The sequence below is a fragment of the Kaistella yonginensis genome (assembly GCF_030409525.1).
Taxonomy (GTDB): domain Bacteria; phylum Bacteroidota; class Bacteroidia; order Flavobacteriales; family Weeksellaceae; genus Kaistella; species Kaistella yonginensis.
Genome location: NZ_JAUFQB010000035.1, coordinates 1 through 2,287 on the forward strand (window position 1 = coordinate 1; position 2,287 = coordinate 2,287).

A 2,287-nucleotide genomic window follows, 5' to 3' on the forward strand; every position below is an offset into this window, starting at 1 on the left:
ATCTAAAATCACTTCCTTTACAATGATACAGTATCTGAATTTTTTCGTTTTTAAAAGAAGTATAAATAAAACAAAAATTAATTTATGCTAAATGCACAACAGGTCTAATCTTATCTATCAAAAAGATTATGCCTCCTCCCTTGATTTTAACAATCAAGTCGCCCGAGGTGCATCTTTTTTTTAAATATTTGGAAAATAACGCTAAGTATAAGGATTTGGTTATAGAATATTATGAGAATAAAAATGTGAGTGGTTATCTGAGAATGTTTAGAAACTTAATGGTTCTGTTTACGGAAGTTAATATTGGACATCCTACAGAAGAGCGCAGTCATCAAATTAATCTACAGACCAGTAATAAGTTTGGAGAGATTGATCTTGATTATATCGAATCTTTCTGTATAAATTCTGAAATTTCAAATTACATGGCAGATGACAGTTTTGGAGTCATTAGAAATAAATTTCTTTTCAAAATAAGTCAATTTGAATTTTTGGTTTTGAATATAAATTTTCTTCTGGATCAATTTTACAAGGCACAAGTATTCTCATTTATGGCATTTCTCAAAACAAAAGGTATAGAAAATAATTTTCTTTCTGAGAAGGGCAAAGATTTTTCGGAAGAAATATATCTGCGAGAAGTATTAGATTTATGCTTTCCAGGCTTGATAAAATTCTATGGTAGCAAATGTATCAATTCAAAGAGGGAAGAGCTGTGTGATGTTTATCTGCGGGATTCTAATAAAATATGTCTGATAGAATTTAAAGATGTTTTATTGAGCGCATCAGCAAAAAACAGTGGTAATCAAGAGAGATTATTCAAAGCACTGGAAGAAAAGTTTTTAAAAAACAAGAAGAATAAATCTAAAGGTATAACACAGCTTCTTAATGCTGTTGAAGATGTTGACAATCATTCTGTCTCATTTGATACTTCAGTTCCCGATATTGATTTGGAAATTTTCCCGGTAATTATTTACACGGATAATACATTTGGTGTAGAAGGAGTCAATAACCATTTTAAAAAATTATTTACCAAAGAAATAGAAAATCTTGATCTTAAAAATGTTAAAGTAAGAGATGTTGTATTTATTAATTTAAATTATTTTGAAATGCACCAAGATTATCTGAACCATAACTACCTGGATATTTTTGTGATTATTGATCAATACTTGCAACATATAGAAAATACAAACTTTAGCTTAACACCATTCGAAGTATTTTCTCGTTTTTATATGAACAAATATGTTCCCGAAGAATTGGGAACTCTTTCTTCATTTACCGAAATTATGAACGATATAATTTCTGCGGAATAGAAAGGAAGCAAATGATACTTTATCGGAATGATTGGTATTGTCAAGATATTACAAATAAATTTAAAAAAATGGCGCTAACTGTCTTCAGTTGGTGCCATTTTGTTGTGAATCACCAAGGCGAGCGTATCTTCAAACACTTTTATAGATGATTTAATGCTTTTAGGCCAAGTACCAATTTCTATATGAACGTGCTGCTACAAATTTGAATATTTTTAGACAGTTTTCTAGCTAACAACATATAAAGCCTATTTAGATTGAATTTTCAGTTAAAGAATCGTTTAATCTTCCCAAATGATACTTAACGCACAATTTTCATATACTAAGCAATGTTCATAAAAAACTCTTCTAGAGTCTTCAGATTTAACACCTTCAAAGCAATCTACGGCAAAAATTTCTTCTGGATTTTCAATTGAAATTTTTTTATTTTTAAAATAATCAGCCATAACTAATCCTTCAGGAACCTTTTTATCATTGAGTAAATTCCAAAAGGGGAAGCCCTGACTATTTTTTTGCCATTTTACAATTCCACTTTCTGCGTAAACTATTTTGATTGGATGATTTCCAATTTCGGCAAATCTAAGTGCGCATGCGGTTTTGCTAACATGATATTCTTTGCTTAAATCATTAATTACATCAAAACTAAAATTTTTTCTATTCCATAAATCTCTTTGAAAAGATTCTTCAGGCATTAGAAGACAAGCAGCAAAATAATCTGCTTCTTTTTCAATTCTGTCGAATTGAACCTTGTCAATTTTTGAAGGGTGGGGTTCAAGAATTCCAAGTTTTAATCCCAAACGATGAGAGTCAATAAAGTAATGACCAAGTTCATGAGCCAAGGTGAATCTAGAGCGGACAGAGTTAGATTTATTATAATTATACCCGTTGTGCATTTAGAAATATAGGAAAAAAGATTGTTCATTTGATTAAAAAATCGTATATTTACCTGACTACCAATCACTTAAATACATGAACAATCTCAT

Annotated in this window: 2 protein-coding genes; one reads left to right on the forward strand and one right to left on the reverse strand. The window is 30.0% G+C overall.

The window, feature by feature from the left end; all coding sequences use genetic code 11:
- The first annotated feature begins 188 nt into the window (after nt 1-188).
- Nucleotides 189-1,307: a hypothetical protein gene (locus tag QWY78_RS09265; protein WP_290219092.1), complete on the forward strand. Its 1,119-nt coding sequence runs from the start codon at nt 189-191 to the stop codon at nt 1,305-1,307.
- Between the two features lie 278 nt (nt 1,308-1,585).
- Here QWY78_RS09265 and QWY78_RS09270 read toward each other — a convergent pair whose 3' ends face one another.
- Nucleotides 1,586-2,197 (reverse strand): ImmA/IrrE family metallo-endopeptidase, encoded by a 612-nt coding sequence (locus tag QWY78_RS09270; RefSeq protein WP_290219095.1) that lies wholly within the window; start codon nt 2,195-2,197, stop codon nt 1,586-1,588.
- Nucleotides 2,198-2,287: the final 90 nt, after the last annotated feature.

Coding starts and splice junctions, on each gene's coding strand:
- QWY78_RS09270 (WP_290219095.1), bottom strand. CDS start 2,197: ATGCACAACGGGTATAATTATAATAAATCTAACTCTGTCCGCTCTAGA.